At 56.6% G+C, this 23,934-nt stretch carries 21 protein-coding genes; 6 read left to right on the top strand and 15 right to left on the bottom strand.

Going from position 1 to position 23,934, the window contains the following annotated elements:
* Positions 1 to 257 precede the first annotated feature (257 nt).
* Positions 258 to 611, top strand: a complete 354-nt coding sequence (locus tag JTM80_RS12185) for a resolvase (RefSeq protein WP_205369502.1) — start codon at positions 258 to 260, stop codon at positions 609 to 611.
* Positions 612 to 623: 12 nt separating this feature from the next.
* On the opposite strand, the gene JTM80_RS12180 is transcribed toward JTM80_RS12185, so the two are convergent.
* A complete protein-coding gene (locus tag JTM80_RS12180) occupies positions 624 to 1,007 on the bottom strand; it encodes a glycosyltransferase (RefSeq protein ID WP_172356266.1) in 384 nt (127 codons plus the stop codon).
* A 91-nt stretch (positions 1,008 to 1,098) separates the two neighbouring features.
* Here JTM80_RS12180 and JTM80_RS12175 point away from each other — a divergent pair.
* A protein-coding gene (locus tag JTM80_RS12175; protein WP_172353946.1) for an ISKra4 family transposase occupies positions 1,099 to 2,162 on the top strand; the annotation gives its coding sequence in 2 pieces (ribosomal slippage) (positions 1,099 to 1,255 and positions 1,255 to 2,162; 1,065 coding nt in all).
* 264 nt (positions 2,163 to 2,426) lie between these two features.
* Here JTM80_RS12175 and JTM80_RS12170 read toward each other — a convergent pair.
* The 3 genes from JTM80_RS12170 to JTM80_RS12160 form a co-directional block, all read right to left on the bottom strand.
* Positions 2,427 to 2,879 (bottom strand): hypothetical protein, encoded by a 453-nt coding sequence (locus tag JTM80_RS12170; protein WP_172356268.1) that lies wholly within the window; start codon positions 2,877 to 2,879, stop codon positions 2,427 to 2,429.
* Between the two features lie 434 nt (positions 2,880 to 3,313).
* On the bottom strand, positions 3,314 to 3,718 hold the full coding sequence (locus tag JTM80_RS12165; protein WP_172356270.1) for an NIL domain-containing protein: 405 nt from the start codon (positions 3,716 to 3,718) through the stop codon (positions 3,314 to 3,316).
* 115 nt (positions 3,719 to 3,833) lie between these two features.
* A complete protein-coding gene (locus JTM80_RS12160) occupies positions 3,834 to 4,352 on the bottom strand; it encodes a phosphoribosyltransferase (protein ID WP_205369501.1) in 519 nt (172 codons plus the stop codon).
* Positions 4,353 to 4,787: 435 nt separating this feature from the next.
* On the opposite strand from JTM80_RS12160, the gene JTM80_RS12155 reads away from it, so the two are divergent.
* Positions 4,788 to 6,269, top strand: a complete 1,482-nt coding sequence (locus JTM80_RS12155) for an MFS transporter (RefSeq protein ID WP_172356274.1) — start codon at positions 4,788 to 4,790, stop codon at positions 6,267 to 6,269.
* A 14-nt stretch (positions 6,270 to 6,283) separates the two neighbouring features.
* On the opposite strand, the gene JTM80_RS12150 is transcribed toward JTM80_RS12155, so the two are convergent.
* Positions 6,284 to 6,472, bottom strand: coding sequence for a hypothetical protein (locus tag JTM80_RS12150; protein ID WP_172356276.1), 189 nt, complete (start codon positions 6,470 to 6,472; stop codon positions 6,284 to 6,286).
* A gap of 118 nt (positions 6,473 to 6,590) precedes the next feature.
* On the opposite strand from JTM80_RS12150, the gene JTM80_RS12145 reads away from it, so the two are divergent.
* Positions 6,591 to 7,946, top strand: coding sequence for a hypothetical protein (locus tag JTM80_RS12145; RefSeq protein ID WP_172356278.1), 1,356 nt, complete (start codon positions 6,591 to 6,593; stop codon positions 7,944 to 7,946).
* 1,128 nt (positions 7,947 to 9,074) lie between these two features.
* On the opposite strand, the gene nadB is transcribed toward JTM80_RS12145, so the two are convergent.
* The 4 genes from nadB to JTM80_RS12125 all read right to left on the bottom strand — a co-directional run bounded on the left by nadB (position 9,075) and on the right by JTM80_RS12125 (position 13,632).
* Positions 9,075 to 10,796: an L-aspartate oxidase gene (gene nadB, locus JTM80_RS12140; protein WP_172356280.1), complete on the bottom strand. Its 1,722-nt coding sequence runs from the start codon at positions 10,794 to 10,796 to the stop codon at positions 9,075 to 9,077.
* Between the two features lie 11 nt (positions 10,797 to 10,807).
* Positions 10,808 to 11,239: a photosystem II complex extrinsic protein PsbU gene (psbU, locus tag JTM80_RS12135; RefSeq protein WP_172356282.1), complete on the bottom strand. Its 432-nt coding sequence runs from the start codon at positions 11,237 to 11,239 to the stop codon at positions 10,808 to 10,810.
* A 152-nt stretch (positions 11,240 to 11,391) separates the two neighbouring features.
* Positions 11,392 to 12,378, bottom strand: a complete 987-nt coding sequence (locus tag JTM80_RS12130) for an adenylate/guanylate cyclase domain-containing protein (protein WP_225906855.1) — start codon at positions 12,376 to 12,378, stop codon at positions 11,392 to 11,394.
* 432 nt (positions 12,379 to 12,810) lie between these two features.
* Positions 12,811 to 13,632, bottom strand: a complete 822-nt coding sequence (locus tag JTM80_RS12125; protein ID WP_225906617.1) for a DUF3120 domain-containing protein — start codon at positions 13,630 to 13,632, stop codon at positions 12,811 to 12,813.
* A gap of 546 nt (positions 13,633 to 14,178) precedes the next feature.
* On the opposite strand from JTM80_RS12125, the gene JTM80_RS12120 reads away from it, so the two are divergent.
* Both JTM80_RS12120 and JTM80_RS12115 read left to right on the top strand, forming a co-directional pair.
* Positions 14,179 to 15,081 (top strand): undecaprenyl-diphosphate phosphatase, encoded by a 903-nt coding sequence (locus JTM80_RS12120; protein WP_205369500.1) that lies wholly within the window; start codon positions 14,179 to 14,181, stop codon positions 15,079 to 15,081.
* 135 nt (positions 15,082 to 15,216) lie between these two features.
* Complete coding sequence (locus JTM80_RS12115; protein ID WP_172356286.1) at positions 15,217 to 16,566, top strand: TIGR03279 family radical SAM protein; 1,350 nt, start codon at positions 15,217 to 15,219, stop codon at positions 16,564 to 16,566.
* A gap of 119 nt (positions 16,567 to 16,685) precedes the next feature.
* On the opposite strand, the gene JTM80_RS12110 is transcribed toward JTM80_RS12115, so the two are convergent.
* The 6 genes from JTM80_RS12110 to crtB form a co-directional block, all read right to left on the bottom strand.
* Complete coding sequence (locus JTM80_RS12110) at positions 16,686 to 17,372, bottom strand: SH3 domain-containing protein (protein WP_205369499.1); 687 nt, start codon at positions 17,370 to 17,372, stop codon at positions 16,686 to 16,688.
* Positions 17,373 to 17,446: 74 nt separating this feature from the next.
* Positions 17,447 to 17,980, bottom strand: coding sequence for a hypothetical protein (locus JTM80_RS12105; RefSeq protein ID WP_205369498.1), 534 nt, complete (start codon positions 17,978 to 17,980; stop codon positions 17,447 to 17,449).
* A gap of 131 nt (positions 17,981 to 18,111) precedes the next feature.
* Complete coding sequence (locus tag JTM80_RS12100) at positions 18,112 to 20,343, bottom strand: tyrosine-protein kinase domain-containing protein (protein WP_172356290.1); 2,232 nt, start codon at positions 20,341 to 20,343, stop codon at positions 18,112 to 18,114.
* Between the two features lie 418 nt (positions 20,344 to 20,761).
* Positions 20,762 to 21,973 (bottom strand): polysaccharide biosynthesis/export family protein, encoded by a 1,212-nt coding sequence (locus JTM80_RS12095; RefSeq protein WP_172356292.1) that lies wholly within the window; start codon positions 21,971 to 21,973, stop codon positions 20,762 to 20,764.
* Positions 21,974 to 22,146: 173 nt separating this feature from the next.
* Entirely contained in the window at positions 22,147 to 22,878 is a 732-nt protein-coding gene (locus JTM80_RS12090) for a cyanoexosortase B system-associated protein (protein WP_205369495.1), read from the bottom strand.
* An 11-nt stretch (positions 22,879 to 22,889) separates the two neighbouring features.
* Positions 22,890 to 23,867, bottom strand: a complete 978-nt coding sequence (gene crtB / locus JTM80_RS12085) for a cyanoexosortase B (RefSeq protein WP_205369494.1) — start codon at positions 23,865 to 23,867, stop codon at positions 22,890 to 22,892.
* Between the last annotated feature and the right edge of the window lie 67 nt (positions 23,868 to 23,934).

Here is a 23,934-nt window from a genome sequence, read left to right as displayed (position 1 = left end):
TTTTTATAGGTCTAACAATGAGCGTGCTTGTCCAAAAAGAGACAAACGCAACTGCTTTTTCAATTAGAGAAATAAAAATCTACTAAAATTTGTCCAATAAAGAGAAAATAAGTCTCTTTATTAGACTTAAAATAAGACAATAAATCCAATCAAAAGACTAGCATTGAGATAGTTATTCTTAAATGTAGACTCAATGTAAGACGAATCGGATAAAATTAAGACAAACGCAATTCTTAAAAATTTTCGTCTGCAAATTCATGGACAACCGAGTTTTCACCACCCCCGAAGGACTGCTGACCGTCGAAGCTGCCCAAAAAGTGCTGAATCGTTCCCGTGCTTCGGTCTATCGCTATGCCAACACCGACCCAAATACCCTAAATCCGCCCTATGACCCATCGCGGCTCAACCCGGAATTGCGCCAAACGCTCGAAGATCCCATCCTGTTTCACCCCAATGAAGTCGCCCGCTTTGCAGCCGATATCCTTGGAATGAAACAAGTCACAATTCATGTTCAAGAATCAGCAGAAACCACCACCCACAAGCTATTGCAGGCGATTCTCTCAGAACTTCAAAGCATTCGAGAACTACTTGAATCTAAGCCTCTAAGTTGAGCAATGGAATCATTAAAAATAAATCGGGATGCGGCATTCTTCCAGCAGGCGATCGCCCTTTTGTTGCAGCGCTTGAATTTCTGCGTCCAGCCTCGCAGGAAAAGGCAAACTGGCGATCGCCAACAGATCTCGAAGGCGATAGCGCCAGTCGTGCCGCAAGAGGCACTCACAGTGATTTCGGAGGGAGTTTTGCTGTAAAAAATCCTGATCCGCTAGCAGAGATTCCAAAAACTCAACCGCATTGCTGCCCCTTGGAAAATCAATTGCGCTGTTCTCCCAATCCATCAACTCCGCCACGCCTGACCCAAACGGACGTTTCCCAACAATCGTGCAGCCGTAGAGCCAACCCTCTAACCATCGATACAGCAAGGGAGAATCCTGATAGAAACGCGGCACATCACTCGCTTCAAAGCAAAGGGAGCATCCCACTTTCGCGAAAACAGTGCGAAGGGTGAGAATGGGAGGGTAGCCCCAGGGATGACTCACCATGACACCTGAAGACCAAAAGCGATTGGAAACTTGTACAGCAGAGATCGCCGAGATTTTGTATCGCAATAGCAACCGAGAGGGGCTCGATAGTCTAGAAGGCATCGAGCAGACTGTACGACGGCAAATGCTAGAGGAGGTGAGCCCTCGAGTTGCCCTTTTTTTGTCAACCAGAAAGCCTACCCCGCCCGAGGCCGGGTTCGCCGATTGAAGAGTTTGGTAGGGGTCCTTGAGATTCGTCAAAGTCAGGCAGAACGGTTAGGCGTAAAGGCTTACAGCCGTCTCAGTGGTGGCCTAGAGAAAGCCAACCTACGCTTAAGTGCCAACGAATCGTTTCAAGATGCAGAGGATGACATCGTAGCCCTGACCGGGATGCGGGTCGGGCACTCGACCCAACAACGTCTGGTGGGGCGTCAGTCGTTCGAGTCTGCCGAGGCTAAACAAGGCGTCAGTGAGGTCAGCATTGATGGCGGCAAAGTCCGTCTGCGTGACCTGCTAGAGTCCGATAGCCCGTGGCGAGACTACAAAGCGGTGCGGGTGGAGGGGATTGATTACAACGCCTTCTTCCAAGACAATGACAGCTTGATTGATTATCTCAGCGCTCAACGCTTGCTCTCCCCACTGGTCTGTCTGGGCGATGGTCACGCTGGGGTGTGGAATCTGTTTGCTCAACTCACCACCGTTGAGACCCGTTGGGAAATCCTCGATTGGTACCATCTCAAAGAAAACCTCTACAAAGTCGGTGGGTCGCTCAAGCGCTTAGCAGCGGCGGAAATGCTGTTATGGCAAGGTCAAGTGGAAGCCGCCAGGGCCCTCTTTGCCGACTGTCGGCGCAAGCAAGCCCGCAATTTTGAAGCCTATCTGAGCACCCATCGCTCTCGCATCGTGAATTATGGGTTCTACCAGGCTGAGCAACTCTGTTCTATTGGATCAGGAGCCGTAGAATCGGCTGTCAAACAGATTGGGCGACGCCTCCAAATTTCGGGTGCTCGCTGGAATACGGCCTCCGTTAATGCCATGTTGAGTCTGCGCTGTGCCTACCTCAATGGACAGCTCGCCAGTTGACTGTTTCATCGAAAGTGGGATGCTCCTATCCGTCTGGGGGCAACCCCCAGCATTTGCTGCGCCGCGCCACCCCGTATCAAAAACCGTAACGTCGCTCTGGGAGAGCGTTTCCCGGCTTAGATTAAGAGTGTTCACTCCTCATGCGCTCAGCAGCTTCGTCGGGTTCGTCGGGGCTGCTGTTTATTTCTAAGGGACTTACAGAGGGATTTGCACCTGAGAACTGGCGCAGCGGTTCCGAGGCTGTAGTCGAACTGGCGGGGACAGTTACCTCCCCAACGGCCAGACCTGGAGCAGTCGGTTTGCGGGAGCAGGCAGCGTCGTTTCAGCCGTCCACCCAATGGACAACCCTATGACCGAAATCGCAGTCAGCACGCCGAGGGACTGCCAGCGGCCTAGCTTGGCCTGCTGCAAATCGAGCCGTGCCAGAATCTCCGCCGCAACTACCACCAGGATGTATTCAAAGACGTGATACCAAACGAGGATGACGGCGATCGACATGGCTCCTAGCAGCACTAGCGAAAAATAGCCCAGGCTAGATCGGAGCCAATTTCTGAAGAAGCGCCGCAGTCCTCGTGACCAGGCCGTGAGTAAGAGCGCCTGCACGACTGCAAAGGTCACCGCCAGCGCCCAAGCGACCCAGTTTTCGGTGTTTTGGTAGAGAAACCAGCTAAAGCTAGTGTAGGCTGCCAGCAGCAGCGGTAGAGAAACCCAGAGCATGGCCCAGAGCAGGAACAATAGGGTAAAACGCTGAACTGCGTTTCTATTAGGTTACCTAATAGGCAGTGTCTTAAACCTTTCTAGGTCGTTGATTGCCTTGAGTCGATCCCCCTAAATCCCCCTTAATAATAAGGGGGACTTCCGGAGTAGTTCGGCCCGGTTTCCCCCTTTTTAAGGGGGGCTAGGGGGGGATCAAAGATTAAGGGGGACTTCCGGAGTAGTTCGGCCCGGTTCCCCCCTTTTTAAGGGGGGCTAGGCGGGATCAAAGGGTTTTAAGAGCTAATTTATGAAGCAAATCTTAAGAAGCCTGAAACTCTTGGCATGTGTGGCTTTGAGGTCATGTTTGCCCAGGAAAAGCGGTTTCTCGGAAATCCTTGATTAACAAGGCTTTCAGGCTCCTTTACAAATTAGCTCTAAAGCACGCTCTAGATTACCTACAGGTTAGTGGAGATTGCCTGCACCGGGCAGGTGGGGATGCACTGTTCGCAAACAATGCAGCGCGATCGCCCGAAATTGAGCCGGAAGGTCTGTGGGTCGAGGCTCAACGCTTCCGTTGGGCAGACTCCCGTGCAGAGGCCGCAGTGGACGCACAGGTCTTCATCAATCAGGATTTCGCGGCTGGCGGTGGAAATGCCAATATCCTGCGATCGCAGCCAGTCCAGCGCCGCATCTAGCTGATCAATATCGCCCGACAGCTCCACCACCAGCGTCCCGATTTGATTCGGCGCGACCTGGGCGCGGATGATGTTGGCAGCCACGTTAAAATCCTTTGCCAGCCGATAGGTGACGGGCATGTGAACCGAGCGCTTGGGAAACGTGAGCGTAACGCGCTTTTTCACAAATCGTTTTTACAGATTGCTTTCACAGATTGTTTTCACAGACCGCTAATTACAGCGACCTTACAGCACAGCTTTACAGAGTCGGTTTCGCAGAGGCTTGCCAACGCTGGACGAACTAGGCCGGGGCTGACAGCTTTGCGGCCAGTGCTTCGGCAGTGGTGTTTTCGTAATACTCGAAGGGCTGATGAATCCAGGGGTTATCTTCCAGATAGTCTACGTAGTAATCCGGCTGAAAGATGGAGCAGGCTTTGTACCAGAGAACGCCAGTCCGCATCTCGTCAATATAGAAGCCGTAGTTGTGATTTAGCCATTCGACGCTGCGCTTGAGGCTGATGCCTGAATCGACCAGATCATCCACCAGCAGAACATGGCTGCCCAGATTGGGCGTAGTCATGGCCAGGTCGCGAGAAAAGGTGATTGCACCGCGCGATCGCCCTCCTGGCCCATGATAAGAAGCTGTAGACAAAATCGCCAGCGGCAGGTCAAACACCCGCGAGAGCAAATCGCCAACCCGCAGGCCGCCCCGGGCAATGCAAACAATCTGGTTAAATTCCCAGTCGGATTCATAAACCTTGACGGCAAGCTGTTCAATTAGGCGATGATAGTCGGGCCACGAGACGTAGAGATCTGACATGGGAAAGACGGCAGAGGATGAGTGGGACGAAAACGAGCGAACGGGCAGGATTACCTTAGGATTAAAAGGATTCAAGTTGCAAGATTGGGGCTGCACTCCAGCAGTCTGTATACCAGGAGTCTACATACTAGGAGTCTACATACCAGGAGTCCGCATACTAGAACTGCCCCCACAGCGAGCGACAGAGCAGGCGATCGCCCGCCGCGTATTCCCTAGATGATGAGCATCCTACAACTTGCTGGATAAAATCAAGCCACTGGCACAAATCCAGTCCCTCGACGGGTGACTTGCCGCGTTGCTAGAACGGTTGCCAGAGCAGTTGTCCAACCAGCGGTTGCAAAGAACGGTGGGCGATCGCCAGCCCGTTCTCCCCGATCTCCTCAGCGCCCTGTTTTCCTTCTCTGTTTTCTTTCCCTGTTTTAGGTTTTCAAGCCGATGAGCGAGTCTGCCTCCAAACTGTCCAAATCTTCCAAATCTCCCGAAGACACCCTCAGCTTTGGCACCAAGCTGGCCTATGGAGCCGGAGACTTGGGAACCGCCATCACGGCAAATATCCTGGCGGTGTTTTTGCTGGTGTTTTTTACCAGCGTGGCGGGCATTCCGGCGGGCATCGCAGGCAGTATTCTGCTGGTCGGCAAAATCTGGGATGCCGTGAATGATCCGATTGTGGGGATTCTGAGCGATCGCACTCAAAGCCGCTGGGGCCGCCGCTATCCCTGGATCGTCGCAGGCGCGATTCCCTTCGGCATTTTCTTCTTCTTGCAGTGGATTGTGCCTCGTTTTTCCGACAATCCCACCACAAACCTATGGGCACTGGTGGCCTACTACATCGCGGTTTCAGTGCTGTTCAACGCCTTCTACACCGTCGTCAACCTGCCCTACACCGCCCTCACTCCAGAACTCACCGACGACTACGACGAGCGCACCAGCCTCAACAGTTTTCGCTTTATCTTTTCCATCGGCGGCAGCATTTTGTCGCTGGTAATCGTGCTGGCCATTTTCAACGCCATTCCCGACGACGTAGCTCAGCAATATCGGGCGATCGGCGCAATTTGTGCGGTGATTTCGGTGCTGCCCTTTTTCTGGTGTGTGTTTGGGACTTACGGCCATGTGACGCGGCGACAACAGCTTCGCGGCGCAGTCGAAACCAGCACCCAGGAAATGCCCATCCTCCAGCAGCTCAAAGTGGCCTTTGCCAATCGCCCCTTTTTGTTTGTGATTGGTATTTACCTTTGCTCTTGGCTGGCGCTGCAAAACACCGTCACCATCATTCCCTACTTCGTGCGCGACTGGATGGGTCTGTCGAACGCGGTCTACACCCAGGTCGTGATGGCGGTGCAGGTAACGGCGTTGGCAATGCTGCTGGTGTGGGAGCGAATTTCGCGGCGCGTGGGCAAAAAAGCGGTCTACATCCTGGGCATGGTGCTGTGGGTGATGGCAGAAATTGGGCTGTTTTTCCTTCAGCCGGGACAGGTGGGCTGGATGTATTTTTTGGGAATTTTAGCCGGGATGGGTGTGTCTACGGCTTACCTGATTCCTTGGTCGATGGTGCCCGATGTGATTGATTTGGACGAACTGCACACCGGACAGCGGCGCGAGGGCGTGTTCTATAGCTTTATGGTGTTTTTGCAAAAAATGGGGCTGGCGATCGCTCTCTTCCTGGTCGGGCTGGCGCTGGATACCGCTGGCTTTATCGAAAGCACTGCCGGAGAAGCAACCCCCATTCAGCCAGACTCGGCACTCACCGCCATCCGCGTGATGATCGGTCCGCTGCCGGCCATCGTGCTGCTGCTGGGCATTGGGCTGGCCTATTTCTACCCCATCTCCCGCGAGGTTCATGCCAATATCCTGCTGCAACTGCACGAGCGCAAGCACGCATCGGGAAATCCGCCGGATACTGAGCCAGGCCTACGCTGAAATTTTGACGTAGCTCACGATCTCAGGTGCGATCGCCAGCAGCGATTCGCTCCTGGCCAGGGCAGATTGCACGGCATCTCCCGACCGGTGAGTGGCGCTCGCCGCGTTTGATCCACCAGTTCCAGCAGCACTAAGCGCAGCGCGGCATCCTGCTCCGCCTGAGCCACAATCCGGGCAGCAACATGCAGAGTTGGTGTTGTCATTGCGAAACTCCTTGATAGCTAAACGTTTCAGCCCGTCCAGCCCGCCATGAGACAAAAGATTTATCGTTAAAATAGCGGGTATCTTCCATTACGCGATTTGGCGCTGCACGGTTTTCTCATGGCTCCCGTTCCGTCCGAACCTCAGCCGTCCGCTCCCGAACTATCGCCATCGGGCACACTCCCCAACGCGCCAGATAGCGCTCGTTTGGCGGTAGACTCGATTTGGGTCTGGAGCGCAATTGGCCTCTTGCTGCTGCTGGTGCCTGTCGGGGTCGGCTCGATGGCAGTGCGGGAACTGCTGGTGCTGCCTGTGCTGCCCCGCTGCTGGAATGTGGCCCAAAGCAACAACTCTGGCTCTACTCGGATTTACTGTGCTGAGATTTTAGCGAATAAACAAACGGTTGAAGATCTGCGACGCGCTATTCAGTTGGCAAACCAGGTTAATGCAGACGATCCGCTGCGCGACAAGAGCGATCGCCTGATTGAGCAATGGACTCAGGATATTCTGCGACTGGGGGAGGCGGAGTTTCAGGCAGGTTCCCTCGACCGGGCCCGCGATATCGCCAAGCGGGTTCCGTTTCACGTCGCTACGTATGCGACGGCTGAAGCAAAAATCAAAGAATGGGAAGCAATTTGGGCCAAGGCTGAGAAAATTTACAGCGAGGTCGAAGCCGAGATCGATCAGGAAAACTGGTTTGCGGCCATGTCTGCGGCCCGAATGCTGTTAACCGTGGGCAATCAATATTGGGCAACTACCCAGTATCAAGCGCTAATGCGGCTGCTGCAATCGTCTCGTGAAAGTGAAGCAACCGCGCGGCGATCGCCCAATTCAGCCAGCAAGGGAGGCGGGCTGAACGATCTGATCCGTCAGTGGGAAACTGAGCAAACAAAGACAGACGCAGAACGATTAAAGACGGCCCAGGAGTTGGCTCAGGGTGGCCGAGTTGAGGATTTGCGGGCCGCAGTAGGTGCCGCAGAGCAGGTACTTTACGGCACGCCGCAATATGATCAGGCCCAGTCTTTGATCAACACCTGGCGACAGCAAATCGAAGCGATTGAAGATCGCCCCCGGCTGGCGCGTGCGGCTGAGTTGGCTCGCCAGGGCGATGTGCGATCGCTCGAAGTGGCTATAGACGAGGCAAACCAGATCACCTGGGGGCGATCGCTCCATGAAGAAGCCCGCACTCAAGCAGATACCTGGCGGCGACAGGTTCATGAACTGCGGCTGCGAGAGCAGGAAGAGATGCTGCGTCAGCTAGATCGATCTGCCAGCACCACTCCACCGCCTTTGCCTGCGCCTCTGCCCCCGGTCGTTCCGGTCGTGCCGTCTGCCCTGCCAGTCTCCGAACCCGTTCTGACGCTGCCTGCGGAGGGAACGTCGCCCGCGCTGCCTGCAAGCGTGCCTGCAAATGTGCCGGCCAGCGATAGTGTTGCTTTGCCGGGCGATCGCTCTACCCCAGACCCAATGCCCTAGCCCGCTTCAGACCGTCAGATTTCGTTAATTTCACTCCAATTCACTCCAAAAGCAGAGCCGTGAGGTCAATCCACGGATAGATTTTCATTTCCAAAATTCACGGAAGATAGAGTGATATCGATTTTTGATTTTGGATTGCCAGTCCGGCATCTACGGGAGATCTACCAATCTCATTCCTATTGCTATGTCAGACACGTACAGTCAGTAATTTCTACCAGCTAGTACGCAGAGGCAGGATTTAAGTAACGGATATTACTTACATTAAAAGCTTCTATAAAACGTTAAAAGTTATAAGAAGTGCTATTAAGTTTTCGTGAAGATCCGAAATGGGTGACTGTGGCCGTGAATACCATTGGGTATATCAACACCAATCCTAACCTAAATAGCGGGGTCTCATTTCAAACCCTCGTCATCCCATTGTTGGCTAGTTGACTAGGCAGTTTTTTGGGATTCCAGCGAGGGCGATCGCCAAAAGTTCGTAGCACGAGATGTGTCCTTTAATCCGTGAAAATACTCATGTATTTCAGAGTTGGTATAAAATGATTCTTGACTCTATAATTACTCATGAATGAGGGGTCTGACCCTCCAAGCACTTATTTTTTGGGCTTTTCATTAGCCCTAGCCAGCAATTAAGAATAAAGATTTCAGCAGATATACTTATAAAAATTGCGATATTCAGCTATACTGTGGTGTGTAATTCGTGAATCTACTGTCTGTCACTAGGTTCTATGGGTAGCTCCATTAGGTTTGCAAATTCAGTCTTACTGGCGGTCGGGCTTTCCCTTGCAGCAGCTTCTTCTGCAACGACCTACCCAGTCGAGCGTTGGTCTACTCTCAGTGACAGTAGGCTGGAGTTCCAGCGCTTGGGTTCGCCTGATGCAGTGAATCCCTCGACAGGTCGGATGCGAAATCTGGTTCGGCCTCAAAACTCTTCCTATGACCCACCCGTGCAGGGCGGCCCCCAGAGTTCTCAAGGCTCTGGAACTCGGTAGACTAAAGCTTGATCTTGATGGCGATGCAGAGTTGGCGTAAGGCGTTGTGAGGTTTCAGCGCAGCTCCTTGGGTCAAGAGGTTAAGAGCTTGTCGGTGCCTTATTTCAGTCTGCGGGCATCTGACCTAAGCGCCTAACTAGAGCTTAATCGGCATTTTCCACCAGCGCTCAGACCGAATCAGCGTATGGGCCTGCCAATTCGTGTTTTCTGTATGGGGGTAGTCCGAGCGGTAGTGGCCTCCCCGGCTCTCAGTTCTGAAGGAAGCACTTTTCACCAATAGATAGGCTACGTCCAAGAGATTGCGCGTTTCTCCCCAGTTCCTAATCTGCGTAGGCGCGAGTCCTGCTTTAGCGAGAGAAACAGGGGCATCCAGGTGAGCGGGGCAGCGACTAAGGAACTGGCTCAGCGGCATCTCAGAAAACTGAAGCCGCCACTCCTGAATTTGGGCGATCGCCCGTTCAAGCGACTGCTGCTCTCGACAGATGCCTGCTGCTTGCCAGACTAGTGGCGGCAGGTTTTGGCGAATGGTTTGAATCGCTAATTTTTGAGACTCCCAGTCGGCAATGGCGCTGCTGGGAGCCAGGCTCGGCGAACTTTTTAAGGTATTGGGGATACTGGGGGCATTGGGGGCGATCGCCGCTAGCCAATTTTCAGGCAGTGCGACATGCCGAAGTTGCGCCCCAAACACCAGGCACTCCAAGAGCGAGTTGCTGGCCAGGCGATTTGCGCCGTGTACCCCTGTGCTGGACGTTTCCCCAACAGCATACAGCCCCGCAATCGAGGTCTGGCTGTGGAGATCGGTCAGCACGCCCCCCATCCAGTAATGAGCTGCTGGCGCGACGGGCACGGGCGCTTGAAACACATCCACTCCCCACTGCCGACAAACCTGCACAATGTTGGGAAAGCGCCGCTGAATGGTTTCAGGCGGAATCGGGCGCAGATCTAGCCAGACATGCCCATGCGCCGGATCGGGATGATGACTCTGTAGATAGCTGAAGATTGCGCGGCTTACCACGTCTCGTGGAGCCAATTCGCCCTCAGGGTGATAGTCAAAGGCAAATCGCTGTCCTTCGTCATCGATTAGGTGTGCCCCTTCGCCGCGCACAGCTTCGCTGACCAAAAATCTCGGCGCACCCGGTTTTGTGAGCGCCGTGGGATGAAACTGGACAAATTCTAAATCCCGCAGCACTGCGCCGCCCCGCCAGGCCATGGCCACGCCGTCGCCTGTGCTGAGAGCGGGGTTGGTGGTTTGGGCAAAGACCTGGCCACCCCCTCCTGTCGCCAAGACCACGGCTCCAGCCGCTAGCCGACAGAGTTGCCCCTCGACCATCGCTACTACACCCAAGCAGCGATCGCCCGTCTCTGTTAGCCACAGGTCGAGCGCAAAGCTCTGGCTCATGACGTGGATGTTTGGGCGCTGAAGCACCTGTTCCGCCAGGATAGACACCACAGCCCGTCCGGTGGTGTCTGCCGCGTGTAGCACCCGCCGTCGCGAGTGAGCCGCCTCCAGCGTCATGGCCAGATCAGCCCCATGCCGATCGAACAAAACCCCCATAGCCAACAGATCCCGGATACAGTCGGGAGCCTGTTGCACCATGAGGGTCACAGCTTGGCGATCGCACAGTCCTGCGCCTGCCCGCAGCGTGTCTTCGATGTGTAGCTCTGGCGAGTCATCCGCCGCCATTGGCGCAGCAATGCCGCCTTGGGCCCATTCACTAGCCGAGGTGAGCAACTCGTCTTTGGTGATTAGTCCGACGCGAAAGCGGGTCGGTAAACACAGCGACGTATAAAGTCCGGCTGCTCCCGCGCCAACGACTAAGACATCAAACTGGCGAGAAAAAGAAGACGACGAGGACAACTGCGGTCTGCCTAGCGGTAAATGCCGTTGTTAAAGCGATCGCCCCCTTCTACGAGCGCATCGAGCGGCGGGCTAACAACAAAGTTGCTGAAGTTGTTTTTCAGAATTTCTTTTTGTGCCTCGGTCAGCCCCGGCATTTTCAGCACGTCTTCCACGCTTTCAAACGGGGCATTCTTGAGGATCATGCGGGCCAGAGTCGGGTACATACCAGGATACTGCATGAACGCCCGGACGTTGGTGTTATTCAAGTCAATTTTTTTGCCAAAGTCGGTCGCTAGCTTGTCATCCATCGCATTGCGGAATTGCTGTTCTGCCAGCACGGGCGATGGATTGAAGGACAGGGGGCTGAGCGAGGCCGCGATCGCCGTCTGAGGCGAACCCAGCCACCCCCAAGAGGTGAGCATTAGACCCAGAATCATCAACACGCCAACCAGTCGCTTCATCAGTCGAATCCCTTCCAACTACAGTTCTCCAAATCAGCAGCCTGTAAAGCAGCCTATAAACCAGCAGCCTATAAGAGCTACTTTATAACTCTCAACAACACAGCTTTAACAGCCTCATAATTAGAGACTACCACTTTGGGGGGAGTATCGCCCTAGATCTTGCTGCTCAGCTTCAAAAACGTATCCAGGTCGGCGAAAGAGCCAGCATAGGTGACGGTCGGCGTGTCGTAGCCCTTGAGGCTAACGGTGTATTGCTTAAACAAATTGGGGTTGGCGATCGCCCCGGCCAGGTATTGATACGTCGTTTCCCCCAGGGCCACGTCCATGCCAATTTGCTTGGTAGACGATTCCAGACGGAAGGCGGCATTCACCGTGTCGCCCAGGGCGGTGTAGTCGGGGCGATCGCCCGTACCCGTGTTGCCCACCATCGCATAGCCCGTGTTTAGCCCTGCGCCCACCCGCAGTGGAAACGGCAGCGGATAGCGCTCATGCAGGCGGCTGGTCATTTTGTGCAGAGCGCTGAGGGCGCGAGCAATCCGCACCATCTCGTCGGGCGTAATGCCCTGCGCCCCGTGAATCCAGACCGCCATAATCGCGTCGCCGATGTATTTATCGACCCAGCTTCCATATTCGCGAATGATGTCGCCCGCGCAGCGAAACCAGGTGCCGATCGCCTCTGAGAGAATTTTTTCGTCTAGCTGGCGCGTCATCACCGTAAAGTCTCGAATATCGACGACCAGCACCGAGATGAGCCGCCGGACGTGGAGGGTAGCAGTAGCGGTAAATTCTTGTGAGTCGATGCCGACCGAGGAGTCATGGAGGTGCGACAGTTCGGGAGAGTAGAACTCTAGATCGGTTTGCCCAAAGGTGAGGCGATCGCCATTGTGGAGCGTTACGGGCACGCTCACCCGCCGACCGTTCACAAACGAGCCGTTGCGGCTGCCCAAATCGATCAGGTAAAACTCGCCTGTCTCCATGCGTTGCAGCATGGCATGGTTGCGCGAAATCCAGCGATCGGGAAGCACAAAATTGTTATCGTCTCCTCGTCCAATCGTCCAACAGTTGTTGTTCGTAAGTGAGAGGTAACGATTGCCAGCGTCGGTTCGTAATATCAGATGGGGAATGGGTTGGGCAGTCACTGACAAAGATGAGAAACCGCTAAATCTTTCCCGAAGAGATACATCCTGGTAAGTCTGGCACGCTGTGTCAGCGAAGGGCCAGCCGAGCCAGAGGCGCTCCAGAAACAACCTTGCAGATGCTCTGTAGAGGCTCCATCGAAGCTCTAAATCACCCTGAGTGAGAACCGCCAGTGGTCTTAGCCCGTTTGCACCATGTCAACAAACCCTCAAATCTCTCAGAGAGGCTTAAGAGAGGCTTGTAGCACTCTGCCAACGATGCGCTGCAATTCAGGACACCCATTTGCCTGGAAACTTCGCAATATCCAGCATTTGCGCCCATAACCTGCAACGACAATCAGCTAACTCACTCCTGCAACTCAACCATGCGACCCTAGCAATGCTACCAAAGCCACACTACTAAGTTAGCCCAGGATACTCAAATCATATCCTCAGTCAGGCAGCAGTCGCCGCTAACCAGAATAAGCCATCTACCAAAAGAGTGCTCAAAATCGCTCCTCCAAAGCTCCACCCGTGGAGCGATCGCAACCGTAAAGGCGCAAACCCCAGCATCACCAGCAGCCCCACTAGCAGCAGCGCAAAGCCACCACCCCAGGGCGTATACATCTGATGAAGGGCTGCCTGAAGGATTGTTCCGGCGGCACTTGCGTCTGACTGCATTAATTGTCGCCAATAGGGAACCAGATCGACCAGGTAGAAATACAGATCCGTAATTGCGGTTCCCAGCAGTGACCCCAGGTAGAACCAGCGCCCTATTTTGTGTTTTGCCCTGTGGAGGCCAGGCAAGATGAACGGCAGACCCAGCGCCTCGACGGGCAGATGATAAAGCGGCTCCCAGCGCAGCCAGCCCCAATAAATCGACCCGGCAAGCCAGGTCCAGGCAAAGCCAATCAGCAAGTCACCCCAAAGTTTAGTGGTCGGCTGGCGCAAGAGCGATAGCCCCAGTCCAACCCAGAGCAGTGTCATCCCCAGACTCAGCCAGGGAAATAGCTGCACTAGCGGTGCCTGGAAAAACACCGGAACCGAGACTAAAAAGACAGATGCCGAAAAAACTGCGAGATGAGTCGTGTAGTCTGCTTGACGCTCTGCCACTTGAGATTCTGCAGCAAGATCGCTGGGGAGGGCAGCAGGCAGACCCGAAGGCACGAACGGCAAACGAACCGGCAGAATCGCTGATTCAGCGGCTGAGTCGGCAGTAGATTCAACGATGGACTCGGTGAGGTAAAGAGAGCGATCGCGCGGTGTAATGGAAACCAACTTTAATACCAACGATTCTTAATGCTTTTCATTTAGTTTACGTTATTTAACACATTGAGGAAAGCCTTGGAGCGATGTAGACAGGGGGTTGGTTTAGGCAGATTATTGAGTCCGGCTAGGGCGTGTTTTAAAATCCTTTAATCCCCCTTAGCCCCCCTTAACAAGGGGGGAACCGAGCCGAGCCACTCCGGAAGTCCCCCTTTTTAAGGAAGTCCCCCTTTTTAAGGAGGGGGATCGACTCAGGGCAATCAATGACCTAGAAAGCTTTAAAACAGTGCCTAGGATTTAGCCCTCGCGAGCATGGCCCTTAGCGCTGGCACTTCGTACAGGATTCTATCCAGGACTTTATAAAGGATTTACTGAGATTTACAGCCTGTTTACCAAGCAAGGGGACTGGAAGCCGAGGAATTGCGCTTGACTCGGCTAAGATGTGGTGGAGTTTTAGAGATTAAGCGCATGGAGTTGATCAACCTGCCTCTGCTTTCGGCTTGGCGTGTGTTCACGCAGGGTGAACCCTTTGCAACAGTCTCAGGCGTTTCTCAAGGGATGCAGCAAGGAGTCGCAGGCATTGCACAGGGCTGGCCCCCGCTGGCGATCGCCCAATCTGCTGCTCCAGATGCCGCTGCGGAGCCGGGTCTCTTGACCAGTACCTTCCAGGCCATTGTGCTGGGGCTGGTGCAGGGGATCACAGAATTTTTGCCCATCAGCAGCACCGCGCATCTGCTGATTTTTACAAAAATCTTGGGCTGGTCGGCCGTAGGCGAAAAGTATTTCGTAGACGCAATCCAGTTTGGCAGCGTAATTGCTGTGTTGATGTACTTCTGGCAAGACATTCGCCAGATTCTCGGCGGCGCGTGGACTGCCCTCCAGCAAAAGGACTGGCAGCGCGAGGAGTGGAAGATTCTGGTGGGGATCGCTGTGGGCACGATTCCGGCACTGGTGTTTGGCTACCTGTTTCGCGATGCTATCCCCGAAAGTGCGCTTGTGATTGCGGTGGTGTCGATTGTGATGTCTCTGCTGTTGGGCTTGGCCGAGAAAATTGGCAGCCGCAAGCGCGGGTTCGATAATTTATCAATTTTGGACGGGCTGCTGGTGGGATTGGGGCAAACGCTGGCGCTGGTGCCCGGTGTGTCTCGCTCTGGCTCCACCCTGACGACGGGCATGTTTTTGGGGCTACAGCGACCGACTGCGGCTCGCTTCTCGTTTTTGCTGGGAATTCCTACCCTGGCGATCGCCACACTCTATCAGTCCACCAAAGCCTTTGACAACGTCGATCGGCTGCTGCCGCTGCTGGTAGGGATTATTTCCACCTTTATTTTTTCCTACTTGGCGATCGCCTGGCTGCTGCGCTATCTCCAGCGCAAAAGCACCTGGGTTTTTGTCTGGTATCGCCTCGCCTTTGGGACCACGATTTTGCTCTCGCTGGTAGCAGGGCTGATTCGAGAATAGGGGCGTGAATCAAATGGAGCGGCAGAGGATGGTGCGATCAGGGGATGATGGGATAAGAGGGATCATGGAATGATCGAAGACGGGGTTGATCTGCCAACCCCCCTGCACGCCAACCCTCCCTTCTCTCAACCTGCCATGAGCGATGCCGCCATCAAGCCTGCCCTGATTACCCGCGTGCTGCCCGACTCGATCGCCGCAGAGATTGGGTTTGAGCAGGGCGATCGCCTCGTGTCGATTAACGGACAGGCTCCCCGCGACCTGATCGACTATCAGTTCCTCTGCGCCGATGAGGTGCTGGAGCTAGAAGTGCTGGACGCTGCGGGCAAGACGCACCAGATTGAGATTGAAAAAGACTACGACGAAGACCTGGGGCTGGAGTTTGAGTCGGCTCTGTTTGACGGATTGATCCAGTGCAACAACCGCTGCCCCTTTTGTTTTATCGACCAGCAGCCGCCCGGAATGCGGCAAACCCTCTACCTCAAAGACGATGACTATCGCCTCAGCTTTCTCTATGGCAGCTACCTGACGCTGACCAACCTGCCCCAGCGCGAGTGGGATCGCATCGCCCAACTGCGCCTGTCACCGCTTTATGTCTCGGTTCACGCGACGGAGCCAGAAGTTCGCATTCGCCTGCTAAAAAATCACCGAGCGGGTCAAATTCTCGACCAACTGCGCTGGTTCCAGAAAAATCGGCTGCAAATTCACGCTCAGGTCGTTGTGTGTCCGGGCATCAACGACGGCGTGCATCTGGAGCAGACACTGCGAGATCTGGCTTCGTTCCACACGGGCGATATTCCCGCCCTTGCCTCCGCTGCGGTCGTACCCGTCGGGCTGACCCGCTTTCGCCCGGCCGAAGATGAATTAATTCCAGTCACACCGGAACACGCCCGTCGGGCGATCGCCCAAGTGCAGGCGCTCCAAGCAGAGTTCCGGGCTAAATTTGGCTCTAACGTCGTGTGGCTGGCAGATGAGTGGTTTCTGATTGCAGGACAAGACCTGCCGCCCGAATCCCACTACGAAGACTATCCGCAGATTGGCAACGGCGTGGGGTCGATTCGTCAATTCCTGAAGCAGTTCAAAATAGCCGCTCGTCAGTTGCCCAAATCTGTGAGTCCGCCGCGCCGCTGGGTGTGGGTGGTGGGCAATGCCGTTGAGCGAGCCTTTCAGCCGATTCTCAAACGCCTGAACGAAGTGGACGGACTGACCGTGGAGATGGTGGCGCTGCGAAGCGACTATTGGGGGCAGTCCATCACGGTGACGGGGCTACTGACAGGGCACGACCTGGCGCTGGCGCTAGCCGGGCGGGATCTGGGAGATGGCGTGCTGCTGCCGTCGCTGATGCTGAAACATGGCGACACGCGGTTTTTGGACGATACGACGGTGGCAGATCTGGAAAAACGGCTGAAAACACCGATTTACGTCGTGTCTGGTATTGAGGGGCTGTTGGAAACGGCTGTGCAGTCTCCTGTGCTGGCTGCCCGCTAGTCGCGATTTTGCGAAATCGAACTCAGTTAGGACTTACGCAGTTGGACAACTTCTCGCGGGCTGCACCCGCGAGAAATTGTCCAAAACCCAAAGGGCTTATCGCAAGTGCATAAGTCCTATCAGTGTGTTGTAAACCGACTGGCGGCGTATTCCCAGTATTCGCTGTAGCGGTCGTCGGGCTGCACGTCGCAGTAAATTTCTCGGATGCGATCGCGGCTGCGGTCGTCCTCGCGGGTTTGCAGGTCGCAGGTGCCACGGGCCGGCACGTAGCGATCGCCCAATTCCGACGATCGGAAATAACGAACGCGCAGCACCGAGTCGCCCCCCAGGGTTTCGCCCACCTCTCCCACATATTCCAGCACAGCGCGGGAACTGCGGAGCCGCAGGCTGACTTCGTTATCGCGGCGCAGCCGAATGATTTCCGCCACACCAGACGTGCGATAGCGCCGGGTTTCAATGCGGCCCCGCGATTCATAGACCACGTCTGAGCTAGACGGCGGACGGCTGCTAGAGGAACTGCCCTCCTCGACCGACAGATGGCGACGCTGCACCCAGCCCGCCCCACGATCGCCCCGCACGTAGACCCAATCCCCATCGCGGCGAATCACCTCGACGCGATCGCCCCGCCGAAACACGTTGGTCATGGGATAACTCTCGCCGGGGCCAGTGCGAACACTAAGTCCGTCGATGGTGACGCGCCCGACCTGGGCCAGGGCGGCCCCTGCGGATAGGGCGATCGCCATGCAGGATGCCAGGATCATGCCCACACTCCGACGAATCCGTTCACGCTGCCTAAGCTGCATCATTTTCATGATCACCCAAAGTCACATGATCACCCGAAGTTACAACGACCCTCACAACGACCCAAAGACGCTCTCGACTACGCGCAGCCCTCGATATACTGCACCTCAGGTAGCTTACCTGCGCGATACTCGACCACCCGCCCCCGATTCGTTTCAAAAATCACCCGAAAGCTCTTATCTGCCTCATCCTTTGGCACAAAGGTCAGATACTTTCCATTTTCAAAGTACTCATGGGGATTAGAGACGATCTGACCCGGATAAAGTTGCTGAATTTGCGCCTCGGTGCTGCCAATTCCCGCGCCGCTGAGGGTCTTGATTGGACTATTTCTGCCTACGTCCACCCGCGCAATCTGCCCATCCGTAACCATAAAGCTCAGACCCGAAATTCCTTGAGCATTCAGAAAATAACATGCATCCCCCTCGCTGTAAGCATTTTCTGCCCGCACTAGAGGGATGCCCGCCGCCTGCTTCGCCTCGTTGACCGTCATGCCCACGCGCACCGGGCCGACACCCTTGAGATGCACGCGAGAATCAACGCTGAGGGTGGCTTGGGCCTGGGCGGGAGCAACGGAAACGCAGACCAGACAGCAGACGAGCATTACAATAAACAAGAGTCTTTTCAGCATAGAGTCACCGGAGGAAGGGGAATGAATGGTGGGGCGAGTAGATTTTGGATTTTGGATTGGCGAGCGATTGAGGAGTGAGAAGATTGGCGATTGGTGAGATTGAGACCGCGGCGGGGCTATCGCTTTCCAGCGCGGGTCAGGCGGGTAGAGAGCGTGTCGGGCTCGGCGGCAGCCGGGGGAAACAGGTCGGGCTGATCTTCAATTGGCTCAAGCTCTGGTTCTGTGGGGCCGAAGGAACGCACAGGCACGTCTGCACCGTTGATCACCGCGCCCAAAAACTGGATGGTTTCTGACTCGATGAACTGATCGACGGCTTCGGTCAGCAGGCCGTCTTCTGTGATGCCGGGTCGGGTCACCAGCAAGAGTCCGTCGGTGTGTGGCTCTAGCAGCAGCGCGTCGGTATGGCGGCTGAGGGGGGGCGTGTCGATCACCACCAAGTCAAATCGACCACAGGCATCTTCGAGCAGGCGCTTGACTTCGCCCGATTCTAGAATAGCGGCTGCCTGTCGCTGGGGGCCGGGGCTTGGCAAAATGTAAAGGTTTTCTATCTCAGGCACCAGGCTAAATTCACCCCGGTCGAAGTGTTGCAGCGGCTCTAGCTGGCTGTCGGGGTTTGGCGCAACGCGCAGGGCAGTGGCTTGGGAGGGCGATCGCAGATCGGCTTCAATCAGCAGTGTCCGCTTGCCAGCGCGGGCAGAGGCGATCGCCAGGTTGTAAGCCGTCACCGTTTTGCCCTCGCCGCCCAGCAGACTGGTCACCACGACAGCTTTCAGACCGCCCGTCCCCGCTGCCCGCCGTAGATTGCCCCGCAGCCGCTCATACGGCTCCAGGTAGGGCGAATCTGCCTTCAGCACCAGCGGCATGTCCTCCGTATCGGCAACTCCGGACAAATCAGGTAGTAAACCCAAAATTGGCACTTCCTGCTGGCGCAGCGCCAGTTGCAGATCGGGCAGCGTGTGGAAGGTGGCATCCAGCGAATCGAGCAGCATGACTAACCCGCTGCCCACCAGCAGCCCCACCAGCCCGCCCACCAGTAAAATCGCCAGACTGTTGCGCCCTTCGGCGTTGGCGATCTCCGTCTGAGGCGGCTGCACGACTACTAGACTGCCGACGGTTTCCTCCGCCGCCAGCCGCACGTCCGCCAGCTTTGCCTGGATCTGGTCGTAGAAGTTTCGCTTCAGCACGACCTGCTGCTCCAGCCGCGATTGCTCCACCTGACGGTTGGGCACGGCAGTATATTCCTGGCGGAGTTCCTGCTCGGCGGCGCGGAGGGCTTCAAGCTGCTGCTGGAGGGATTCTCGTTCGGTTTGCAGGTTGACCAGCGTATTGGCCAACTGCTGGCGGGCAGGGTCGAGGCTGCTGCCTTGGCGGATCGTGGACAGGCTAGCGAGGGGTGCAGCAAGCTGGTTGCCACCGATCACTTCGGTCACCCGCTGCTGCAACAGCGCCTCGAAGGACTGCTGCTGGTGCTTCAAGTCCAGCATGGTGGGATGTTCGGGGCGCAGGTTGCGCGAGAGCAACTGAGTTTGTAGCTCGTTTTGGTAAATCTTGGCCCGCAGGTCGGCAATGATGGGGTCGGCGCTGAGGGCGGCGGAGGTATAGGCCTGGTCGGCGGAAAGTCCCAAGCGCGATTCTAGGCTGCGGATCTGAGCGGCGATCGCCTCTAGATTCAGCCGGATCTGGCGCTGCTGCTGCTGGCTAGCGGTAATTGCGCCCACCAGTTGACCGTCCTGCGCGGCTTGAATTGCAGGCCCTTCGACGCGCACATATTCTTCCAGGTCACGCTCCGCCAGCCGCAACTCCTGCGTCACCACAGGCAACAGCCGATTCAGGTTGTCGATGATTTGCTGGATTTGCTGGCGGTTAAACAGGCGGCTCTGATCTACCATTGCCTGCATCAGTGCCACCACCGTTGCCTGGGCTACGCGATTGTCTGGGTCGCGATACTGCACCAGCACCCGCAGCCCCACTTCCTCCGCATTCCGATTGCGATTTTCTCCTTCGGGGCGGGGATTAACGACTACCGCGGCGTTGCGTCGAATGATAAAAGCATCTGTCCTCACCTGTTGGGTGGCAAGCTGCTGCACTGCGGTTTCTACTACAAAGTCCGACAGCAGCGTTTCTGCCGTCATCACCTGGGCCTGCTGCTGGAGGGCGGTGTTGGTCTGGCTAACGGTGACGGGCGGCGCGGCATAGCCCAGCATCCCCCGCGAGATGTAGCTGGTCGGCGGGGCGGGCTGGAGTGCAGCCACGCCCGATAGCCCCATCACCAGCGCAAACCCTGTCAGCCCGGCCCACTTGTGGCGGTCTAGCGCTACGAGATATCGCTTGATTAGAGGGGAAACCATTGAGGGGATTGCGGATTGCGGCGGGACTAACTCAGGCGAAGGGGGACAGGGAGACGACGCTGCCCATCATTCTAGGCTTGGGTCTACTGTGTATACGCCTCGATTGTTTGCGTCAAGCTCTGAACGATCCCCCTAAATCCCCCTTAATAAGGGGGACTTTCGACCCCCTAAATCCCCCTTATTAAAGGGGGACTTTCGATCCAGTTCTCTCTGCTGCGGGTCACTCTGGGTTCGATCCCCCCTTGAACAAGGGGGGCTAGGGGGGATCAAAGCATTGCCACTCAAACATAGAAGACTTGCATGTACACTATAGAGACTTAGGGAGGAAGGGATGCTGACCCTGGCTGCATTTTGCAGAAATTGGACGTTCAATTTTATATACCCACCGTAACGCATCTTACGGAAGTCTTAGGCTGAATTATGGCTCAAACAGGCTTTCCGAAGCTTCGGTGAGTCGGTCGAAAAACAGCAGGAAGCCCAGCACATCGCGGAAGGGCTGGGTGAAGACATTCAGTGCATAGGTGACGCGGCTGATCAGGTTGCGCCCGATGATGATTACATCATTGTGCTGGAGACGGGGGTTTTCTTCGGGGTCGCCGCGTAGGGCCCGGCGGGCGTTGAAGTCAAGGCGGATGGCGCGGCCCTGGTCGGGGTCGTAGCGAATCAGGGCGATGTCGCGCAGGTCGGCGGTGTCGGGGTTGGGGCCAATGGCGGCGATCGCATCGAGGAAATCACTCCCGTTGGGTAGGGTAATGTTGGCGATCGCCCGTCCGCCGCCGCGGCCCCCCAGGCTGTTGGAATAGTTCAGCACGCGGATGTTGATCTGCGGCTGGGCGAGGGTAGAGCGGGCGGTCAGGTCGGGGTCGTAGCCGTCTCGGTTGGCAGCGGTGAGGGCAGGTACGATAACGGTGTCGCCATCGCTGAGGCGCACAGCGGGCAGCGCAGTCGAGTCGCGCAGGGGCGTATACAGATCGAAGGTTCGCTCTAGGGCTGCTCCCGTTGGGGCAGTGCGGCGAATGGTCACGCGCCGCAGGTCGGCTTGGCGCGTCGTGCCGCCTGATGCCAGCAGCGCGGTAGAGAGTTGTGGGCTTTCCATGGGGTAATAGCCCGGCCGAAACACTTCTCCCAGCACCGTCACCCGCACGGGCCGCTGCGCGACCAAAATCACGTCTACCTGCGGATTCACCACAAAGCGGTTGAGTTCCTGCTGAATCTGTAAGCGGGCGCTGTTGAGGGTTTGTCCGTCTAGCCGCAGCGACCCCACCAGCGGCACCAGCAGGTTTCCTTCTAGGTCGAGCGTGCCCTGAAAGCTGAGGTCGGGAAACCGCAGCACGTTTACAAAAATTGAGTCGCCGGGCCCCAGTCGATAGCGGTTGAAATCGGCAAGGGGCGTGGGGCGGGCAGGCGGACGAGTACGAGCGGCGGGCGGCGGGCTGTTGGGCGGCGGCGGGTCTTTTTTGATATCAAGCCGATCGAGCGAGGGCGGCGGCACCGGGATGTCTACGGTTTGCGCGGTCGCAGAAGCGCCCCAGACAGAAGCGCCCCAGATGGTCAGCAAGATCAGGGGCAGACCAGACCAGCCAGGCAAACGGGCGATCGCCCAGGGGAAACACGTCGCGGGAGCGGTCATAAACACGCAGGATAAACTCCACCCAATCCAGATCGAGACACACAGCCGATCCTGGCTAGTATTGGCTGGATTTGACTACAGTTTGACTCAGGACTACGCATTTGCAATAAGGCTTCTGAATTTTGGACGATTTCTCGCAATCGTCCGACTGCGTAAGTCCTATGACTCTATCTTCATCGAAATGCACCCGCCATCAGTGCTGATTGTACGGCCTTTGCCAATAACTCGGCATCGGCGTGGGATTCCTCCAGGTTGCCCAGCGGCTCCATCGGCAGCAGCAGGGCGATCGCCACCCAGGGCATCCGCTGTTGCTGCGTCCACTGCATTCGCTGGTCGGCCCAAAACCATCGCCCCGGATCGGCGCTGCCGCCTGTCGGCCAGGCATACCATTGCACGACGGCGTAGGTCTGCTCGGCGTTCCAGTGGCGCGAAAATCGAGTATTGACCAGAATGGGCTGGCCATCAGAAGCGTTGACAGAAAAGCGCAAGTTTCGCTGCGAATCGACCCGCAGCCCAAACTCGCCGCTAAAGCTGACCCAATCGATTTCGGGGGCATCGGCCGACCGCATGGGCGATCGCAGCAGCAGAATTGCAGATGCAGGAGACTCGCTCGATGGTGTGGCTAAAGGGCCAGACGGTTCCCGCACTATCGTCTGCATTGACCAGCGCCGCACGCCGATGCGAATCTCCTCGCGGCTCTCGGTTTGCCACCCGGCAAGGCCCAGCCCGCTTTGCCGCAATGCCTGCACTTGCTCCAGATGCGCCATTTGGGGCGGCTGTGCCCAGGGCCACGGCTTGCCAAAGTAGCCGGGGAGGGCAGCGGCCAGGGCGATCGCCAGCAGCAGCAGCGCCACCCAGCCGCGCCACGGGCGGGATAGGGTGGGTTTCGCGGGGATTGATTTCACGGCGATTTCTCCTAACGGCGCGGCAGCAGCGGTTCTGAACGAGGCCCTTCAGCGAGAGGAGTCTGGTCTACTGGGGCAGACTGCCAGCGATCGCCCAGCCACTCGACCCCGCGCCAAACCCACAGTAGCCCGCCCAGCGTCAGTGCAGAATAGAGGTCACCGCCCCAGCCTTCGTGCAGCCAGTCGAAGGCGAGTTTTTGTTCGGTGCCGTGCAGGTAGGCCAGCATTGTGTTTCGCAAGATATTGGCGATCGCCGTCAGTCCCACAATCCCCAGCAGAAACAGGGCCGCCTTGAAGCGCGATTCCCGTAAGGATTGCCTCGTAAATCGCCAGCCCTCGGCCGCGTAGAGCAGGATCAGCCCCGCGTATAGCCCAGTAAACAGGAGCTTCAGCCCCGCGCAGTAGGGCGCAATTTCCACCACCTGATTGTTCACATACACATACACCTGATCCACGCACACATCCATGCCCATTTGGAGCAGCATAAACCCAGCGGCGATCGCAATCAACTGTTGCAAGGGCAGGATGTAGGGGGTCAGCAGATAGGGAAACGCCGTCGGCGTGGCCAGCGCCACCAGCAGCAGCGGAAACGCCATCAGCCGCAGCCCCGCCGCACCTTTGAGCCAGAGGCATAGCCCCGTCAGCACCAGCGGCAGCGACAGGTTCACTGCTTCGGCAACAGGGTGAAGATAGAGCCGTAGCCCCAGCAGCAGTAGCCCCAGCCCCAGGCCGTGCGCCCAGCCCATGCGCTGTTCCGGCAGCGTCTCCCAGTCGCCTTGCCGCTGCCACCCCAGCCACGCCGCCAGCGGCAGCCCCAGCAGCCCGTGGCTATAGTATTCATGCTCAATGCTGATGGTCTTGTTCAGCCAGCCCTCTGCCCAGTGCAGCAGCAGCGGCCCGTAGAGCAGCCCCAGCAGCCCCAGCAGCAGCCAGCCTCGAAATCGAGAGGGCGATCGCCAGATGCCAGAGCCAGAATAGCGAGGATGCATGGTAGTGCCCGTGCGGGAGGTGATGCAGGGATGCGGGAAAGGACGAGGTTTAGAAGTTTACTCTAGC

Source organism: Thermoleptolyngbya sp. PKUAC-SCTB121 (assembly GCF_016919485.1).
Lineage (GTDB): Bacteria > Cyanobacteriota > Cyanobacteriia > Elainellales > Elainellaceae > Thermoleptolyngbya > Thermoleptolyngbya sichuanensis.
Note: the sequence above shows the minus strand (reverse complement) of the source record. Positions and strands in the feature narration are given on the sequence as shown.